Raw genomic sequence first — 7117 nt, forward strand, 5'->3', positions numbered from 1 at the left:
AGGGAGTAGCCATGTCCAACTTCTTTATCGATCGGCCCATCTTTGCGTGGGTGATCGCCCTGGTCATCATGCTGGCCGGCGTGCTGTCGATTCGTGCGCTGCCCATCAGCCAGTATCCGGCCATCGCGCCGCCCACCATCGCCATCTCGGTCAACTACCCCGGCGCCTCCGCCGAGACGGTGCAGGACACCGTGGTGCAGGTGATCGAGCAACAGCTCAACGGCCTGGACCGTCTGCGCTATATCTCTTCCGAAAGCAACGCCGACGGCAGCATGACGATCACGGTGACCTTCGAGCAGGGCACCAATCCGGATATTGCCCAGGTGCAGGTGCAGAACAAGCTGGCGCTGGCGCAGCCTTTGCTGCCGCAGGAAGTGCAGCAGCAAGGCATCCGCGTGACCAAGTCGGTGCGCAACTTCCTGGTCATCGTGGGCCTGATTTCCACGGATCCCAGGGTGACGCGCGAAGACCTGTCGAACTACATTGTCTCGAGTCTCCAGGACCCGCTGTCGCGCACCTACGGGGTGGGCGACTTCCAGGTGTTCGGCGCGCAGTATGCGATGCGGGTATGGATCGACCCGGCCCGGCTCAATAGCTACCAGCTCACGCCGCTGGACGTGAGCAATGCCATCCGGGCGCAGAACGTCCAGGTGGCCTCGGGCCAGCTGGGCGGCCTGCCGGCGGTGCGCGGCCAGCAGCTCAATGCCAGCGTAATCGGCAAGACCCGGCTGCAGACCAGCGAGCAGTTCGGCAACATCCTGCTTAAGGTCAATCCGGACGGCTCCCAGGTACGCCTGAAGGACGTGGCCGAGGTGGGACTGGGCGGGCAGGACTACAACATCAACGCGCAGTACAACGGCCAGGCGGCCTCGGGCATTGCCGTGCGGCTGGCCGCGGGGGCCAACGCGCTGGAAACCGTGCGCGCCATCCGCAAGACGCTGGATGGGCTCGAGCCGTTCTTCCCGCCCGGGATGAAGGTGGTCTTTCCATATGACACCTCGCCGGTGATCGCAGGCTCCATCCACGAAGTGGTGAAGACGCTGATGGAAGCCATCGTGCTGGTGTTCCTGGTGATGTACCTGTTCCTGCAGAACGTGCGCGCCACGCTGATTCCCACCATCGCCGTGCCGGTGGTGCTGCTGGGCACCTTTGGCGTGCTGGCGGCGTTCGGCTACACCATCAACACGCTGACCATGTTCGGCATGGTGCTGGCCATCGGGCTGCTGGTGGATGACGCCATCGTCGTGGTCGAGAACGTCGAACGCGTGATGGCCGAGGAAGGCCTGCCGCCAAGGGAGGCGGCGCGGCGCTCGATGGGCCAGATCCAGGGCGCGCTGGTGGGCATTGCCTTGGTGCTCTCGGCGGTGTTCCTGCCGATGGCGTTCTTCGGCGGCTCGACTGGCGTGATCTACCGGCAGTTCTCCATCACCATTGTCTCGTCCATGGTGCTGTCGGTGCTGGTCGCACTGATCCTGACGCCGGCCCTGTGCGCCACCATGCTCCAGCCCATCGAAAAGGGCGATCATGGCGAGAACAAGGGCGGCTTCTTTGGCTGGTTCAACCGCAAGTTCAGCGCGACCACCCAGGGCTACGAACGCAGCGTGTCGGGCATCCTGAAGCGCCGCCTGCCGTTCCTGCTGATCTACGTGGCCATCCTGGTGGTGATGGGGTTCCTGTTCACGCGCATCCCCACTTCATTCCTGCCCGAAGAAGACCAGGGCGTGCTGTACGCCCAGGTGCAGACGCCTGCCGGCGCCACCGCCGAGCGCACGCAGAAGGTGCTCGACCAGATGCGCGAATACCTGCTGAAGGAAGAGGGCGGGGTGGTGGCATCGCTGTTCACCGTCAACGGCTTCAACTTTGCCGGCCGCGGCCAGAACTCGGGCCTGGCATTCATTCTGCTCAAGCCATGGGCACAGCGCAGCGGGGACAGCACCAGCGTATTCGACCTGGCCGCGCGCGCACAGCGCAAGTTCATGAGTTTTCGCGATTCGATGTCGTTCGCTTTCGCCCCGCCCGCGGTGCAGGAGCTGGGCAATGCCACCGGCTTTGACCTCTACCTGCAGGACCAGGCGGGCATTGGCCACGTGGCGCTGATGAACGCGCGTGACAAGTTCCTGGCGCTGGCCTCGCAAAGCCCGGTGCTGCAGCGCGTGCGTCCCAACGGCCTGAATGACCAGCCGCAGTACCAGTTGGTTATCGACGATGAGAAGGCGCGCGCGCTCGGCATTTCGCTGGCTGACATCAACAGCACGGTGTCGATCGCCTGGGGTTCCAGCTACGTCAACGACTTTATCGACCGCGGCCGGGTCAAGCGCGTCTACGTGCAGGGCCGCCCGGATTCCCGCATGAAGCCGGACGACATCGACAAATGGTTCGTGCGCAATGGCAAGGGCGAAATGGTGCCGTTCTCGGCCTTTGCCGACGGCAAGTGGGGCTATGGCTCGCCCAAGCTGCAGCGCTACAACGGCGTGGCCGCGGTGGAAGTGCTCGGCGAGCCCGCGCCGGGGCGCAGTTCCGGCGAGGCCATGAACGCAATCGAGGAGATCATGAAGCAGATGCCGCCAGGCGTGGGTTATGCCTGGACCGGCCTGTCCTACGAGGAACGGCTGTCGGGCTCGCAGGCGCCGGCGCTCTATGCGCTCTCGCTGCTGGTGGTGTTCCTGTGCCTGGCCGCGCTGTACGAAAGCTGGTCGATCCCGTTCTCGGTGATGCTGGTGGTGCCGCTCGGCGTGATCGGCGCACTGCTTGCCACACTGGGGCGCGGCTTGTCGAATGACGTTTTCTTCCAGGTGGGCCTGCTGACCACCATCGGCCTGTCAGCCAAGAACGCCATCCTGATCGTGGAATTCGCCAGGAGCGAGTACGAACAGGGCAAGGGCCTGGTCGAGGCCGCCGTGGAGGCGTGCCGCTTGCGCCTGCGCCCCATCGTGATGACTTCGCTGGCCTTCATGCTCGGCGTGTTCCCGCTGGCCGTGTCGACCGGGGCCGGTGCCGGCAGCCAGCACGCCATTGGAACTGGCGTGATCGGCGGCATGATCACTGCCACGGTGCTGGCGATCTTCTGGGTGCCGCTGTTCTTTGTCGCTGTCACCTCCATGTTCGGACGCAAGCGCAGGCCGCGGCCGCATGGCGCCTCCGTGGAAAAAGGCGCGCTCGAATGAAGAAGACCTTGTTTTGCGCTGCCGCCATGGCCATGCTGGCGGGCTGCAGCCTGATTCCCAGGTACGAGCGCCCGGCCTCGCCGGTGGCGGCAGCGTACCCGCAGGGCCCGGCCTACCTGTCCGCCGATGCCGCCGGCGAAGCCGGCCAGGTGCCTGCGGTCGAGTTGGGCTGGCGCGAATTCTTCGCCGATGCGCGCCTGCGCCGTCTGATCGAGCTGGCGCTGGAGAACAACCGCGATCTGCGCGTGGCCGTCCTTAACGTGGAGGCGTTCGGGGCACAGTACCGCATCCAGCGCGCCGACCTGTTTCCCGCCATCGGCGCGGCCGCACAGGGCACGCGCCAGCGCATTCCCGCCGACTTGTCCGCCACCGGACGGCGCCTGATCGGCAGCCAGTATGGCGTGTCGCTGGGCACCACGGCGTGGGAGATCGACCTGTTCGGCCGCCTGCGCAGCCTCAGCGAAGCCGCGCTCGAACAGTATTTCGCCAGCGACGAGGTACGCCGCAGTGCCCAGATCTCGCTGGTGGCGGGCGTTGCCAGCGCCTACCTGACCCAGCGCGCCGATGAAACCCTGCTGCGGCTCACCCGGGAAACCCTGGCCAACTATGAGCGCAGCTATGGCCTGACCCGGCGCAGTTACGAGGAAGGGATCGCTTCCCGGCTGGACCTGCGCCAGGCGCAGACCGCCGTGGAAACCGCCCGCGCGAGCCTTGCGCGTTACACCCGGCTGGTCGCCCAGGATGAGAATGCCCTGGTGCTGCTGCTCGGCATGTCCCTGCCAGCGGACCTGCCGGAAGGCCTGCCGCTGGAGCAGAAGCTGTTCGCCGATGTGCCGGCCGGGCTGCCCTCAGACCTGCTGCAGAACCGTCCGGACGTGCTCGCGGCCGAGCACCGGCTGCGCTCCGCCAACGCCGATATCGGCGCCGCGCGGGCGGCGTTCTTCCCCAGTATCAGCCTGACCGCATCGGCGGGCACCGCCAGCAGCCAGCTTTCCGGCCTGTTCGGGGCCGGCTCCGGCACGTGGTTGTTCCAGCCGCGCATCGATCTGCCGCTGTTTACCGCCGGCAGCCTGCGGGCCAGTCTGGACTACGCCACCATCCAGAAGGACGTCAACGTTGCCCAGTACGAGCGAACGGTGCAGACCGCCTTCCGCGAAGTGGCCGATGGGCTGGCGGCGCGGGGCACCTACACCAGCCAGCTCCAGGCCCAGGTCCGCTTCGTGGAAGCTGCCCAGGACGCCTATGGCCTGGCCGACCGGCGCTACCGCACGGGTGTCGACAGCTACCTTGCCGTGCTGGACGCGCAGCGCTCGCTTTACAACGCGCAACAATTGCTGATCGAAGCCCGGCTCGAGCAACTCTCCAGTGAAGTCAACCTGTACAAGGCCCTGGGCGGCGGCTGGCACGACCAGACCGGCAAGCGCACCGATACGAAAGTTGGCCGGGGGGATTCGTAAGTATGTGGAGCTTGCATGATGGCCTGTTGGTTGACGCATGACTGAATTTCCGGCCCAGTACGGGATTCGCAGGAACTTGCTACATTGCTGACTGCTGACGAACGCAGCCCCACGCTGCCGTCCCGCTCATCGCAAACCACAGACCAAGGAGACATCGAATGCGCACCGCACTTCAACTTCGTTCGCAAATCAAGAGCAGCGGTGAACTCGAGCTGTCGCTAGCCAGCATCGACACGCCGAGCCTCGGCCCGGATGAAGTGCTCATCCGCATTGAAGCCTCTCCCCTCAACCCGTCCGATCTCGGCCTGCTGTTCGGTGCGGCCGACATGAGCACGGCCAAGGCCAGCGGCACGGCCGAGCGCCCCATCGTCACCGCGCGCGTTCCGGAAGGCGCGATGCGCAGCATGGCGGGCCGCCTGGATGTGTCCATGCCGGTTGGCAATGAGGGCGCGGGCGTGGTCGTCGATGCAGGCTCTTCCCCTGCGGCGCAAGCCTTGATGGGCAAGACCGTGGCTGCCATCGGCGGCGCGATGTACTCGCAGTACCGCTGCATTCCCGCGGACCAGTGCCTGGTCCTGCCCGAAGGCGCCACGCCTGCTGACGGCGCGTCGTCATTCGTCAACCCGCTCACCGCACTGGGCATGGTCGAGACCATGCGGCTCGAAGGACATAGTGCCCTGGTGCACACCGCCGCGGCCTCCAACCTGGGCCAGATGCTCAATCAGATCTGTCTCAAGGATGGCATCAAGCTGGTGAACATCGTGCGCAAGCAAGAGCAGGCGGACCTGCTCAAGGCACAAGGCGCGGTCTACGTCTGTAACGCCACGTCGCCCACGTTCATGCAGGACCTCACCGAGGCACTCGTCGCTACTGGCGCGACAATCGCGTTCGACGCCACGGGCGGCGGCAAGCTCGGCGGCCAGATCCTCACCTGCATGGAAGCGGCCTTGAACACCTTGAACAAGACGGCCCGCGAATACAGCCGCTATGGCTCGACCACCCACAAGCAGGTCTACCTCTACGGCGGCCTGGACACAAGCCCGACCGAGTTCAACCGCAACTTCGGCATGGCGTGGGGCATGGGCGGCTGGCTGCTGTTCCCGTTCCTGCAAAAGATCGGGCGCGAGCGGGCCAACGCGCTGAAGCAACGCGTGGTGGCGGAGCTGAAGACCACCTTTGCCAGCCACTACGCGAAGGAGATCTCGCTGGCCGAGGTGCTGGACCTGGACGTGATCGCCGTCTACAACAAGCGTGCGACGGGGGAGAAGTACCTGATCAACCCGAACAAAGGCCTGGCCGGGTAAATCAGCCCGGGGCGCCTTGCGCGCCCACCGTGTCAAGAATCCGCCGCTGCGCCGCAGCCAGCGGCGCGCTGCCGACTGGCCGGCCGGCAATGGGGGAGCGCTTTCCAGTTCCGCCGCGGTGTGGAAGCTCGCCCAGGCGCTGGCCTGGCAGTCATTGCGCACCAGCACGCGCTGGGCCAAGAAGAGCTCAAAGATGTGCCCTCCGTCGTCGCTGGTTTCAAAAGTCCTCGCATTGGGTAGCTCTGCTTCTGAATCGCATAGCTATTCCAGGAAGACGTAGTCCGCCCGATACGGCATGCGATTCTCCTGTCCCTCCTGTGTGCAAGCCTGATGGAGGGCCAGTCCGCCTTGGGTATTCAGCCGTTGCACGTAACGCGCCCTCGAAAGCAGGCCAGTTCCGCCGGTGCTCGTTGCCTGCAACAGCAAGAGTGGAATGCTCTCCGGCTCCTGCGCATTGGGCGTCTGCCGCAATACCTTGCCGGTCACCTTGCTGCCATCAGGCGCTTCCCAGGTCGGACCAGAGTAATGCTTGACGGCGAGTTGTCCGGTGTCATCCTTCAGAGTGGCTTCCGGAGCAGAAAAGATCCATAACAACCGGCCGTCGTTCGCACGCTTGCACTGATAAATCTGTACACCGGATGCATGCAGCACCGCGATCGTTCCACGCGCGTCGGTGGGCTGGAGTTCGGGCGGAGCCGATATCCTCGGTGTGGTACACGAAACGAGCACGCCTGCCATGCTGAGTACAGCGAAACTCGCTTTGCAAAAATGCCGAGAACATTGCGACATTTTGCCTCCTTACCTTAACCCATGAAGGAGGATAGTACTTCCCGAGCCACGTTGCCAGTTGCGTCCGCGCGGGTCCGATCGCCTCGGCGCATCTGGATGCGGGGGGAAGGCTTGCCGGCTTCAGTTGCCCGTCAGAAATGTGAGACTTCCCTGGTGAACGATCCTTCGCGAATCGATCGCGAAGGATCGTTCGGGGCCCGTATGGCATCTCGGCCCGCGGCTACCCGGTAAAACCGGCCATTCATTCGCCGTAGCGAGAACGAACCGAAGCTGCGACTGGCAACTACTACACCAATCGCAGATCCCACAGCACATCAAGAACGTGCTGGGTGGAGCGTTCAACGTACCCCGCACGATGCGCGATGCCGAGCCGACGCCATAACGCCGGGCGCAGCGGACGCAT

Annotated in this window: 4 protein-coding genes and 1 pseudogene; 3 read left to right on the plus strand and 2 right to left on the minus strand. The window is 64.8% G+C overall.

The window, feature by feature from the left end:
* The first annotated feature begins 11 nt into the window (after positions 1-11).
* The 3 genes from J8I34_RS28605 (at position 12) to J8I34_RS28615 (ending at position 5925) form a co-directional block, all read left to right on the plus strand.
* On the plus strand, positions 12-3164 hold the full coding sequence (locus J8I34_RS28605) for an efflux RND transporter permease subunit (protein WP_209768611.1): 3153 nt from the start codon (positions 12-14) through the stop codon (positions 3162-3164).
* Positions 3161-4621 (plus strand): AdeC/AdeK/OprM family multidrug efflux complex outer membrane factor, encoded by a 1461-nt coding sequence (locus tag J8I34_RS28610; RefSeq protein WP_209768612.1) that lies wholly within the window; start codon positions 3161-3163, stop codon positions 4619-4621. The genes J8I34_RS28605 and J8I34_RS28610 overlap by 4 nt, the downstream gene beginning before the upstream one ends.
* A gap of 158 nt (positions 4622-4779) precedes the next feature.
* The gene (locus J8I34_RS28615; protein WP_209807592.1) at positions 4780-5925 is read left to right on the plus strand and encodes a zinc-binding dehydrogenase; all 1146 of its coding nucleotides are present in this window, start codon (positions 4780-4782) and stop codon (positions 5923-5925) included.
* A 261-nt stretch (positions 5926-6186) separates the two neighbouring features.
* Here J8I34_RS28615 and J8I34_RS28620 read toward each other — a convergent pair whose 3' ends face one another.
* Together J8I34_RS28620 and J8I34_RS28625 are read right to left on the minus strand one after the other, a co-directional pair.
* Positions 6187-6663, minus strand: coding sequence for a DUF3455 domain-containing protein (locus J8I34_RS28620; RefSeq protein WP_245176201.1), 477 nt, complete (start codon positions 6661-6663; stop codon positions 6187-6189).
* Positions 6664-7000: 337 nt separating this feature from the next.
* Positions 7001-7117, minus strand: a pseudogene (locus J8I34_RS28625) (LysR family transcriptional regulator); the annotation flags it as partial.

It is taken from the genome of Cupriavidus phytohabitans (assembly GCF_017815025.1).
Taxonomy (GTDB): Bacteria; Pseudomonadota; Gammaproteobacteria; order Burkholderiales; family Burkholderiaceae; genus Cupriavidus.

Bases quoted from the DNA above. Each gene is read 5' to 3' on its own strand.
- J8I34_RS28610 (WP_209768612.1), top strand. From the start codon at position 3,161: ATGAAGAAGACCTTGTTTTGCGCTGCCGCCATGGCCATGCTGGCGGGC.
- J8I34_RS28605 (WP_209768611.1), top strand. From the start codon at position 12: ATGTCCAACTTCTTTATCGATCGGCCCATCTTTGCGTGGGTGATCGCC.
- J8I34_RS28620 (WP_245176201.1), bottom strand. From the start codon at position 6,663: ATGGCAGGCGTGCTCGTTTCGTGTACCACACCGAGGATATCGGCTCCG.
- J8I34_RS28615 (WP_209807592.1), top strand. From the start codon at position 4,780: ATGCGCACCGCACTTCAACTTCGTTCGCAAATCAAGAGCAGCGGTGAA.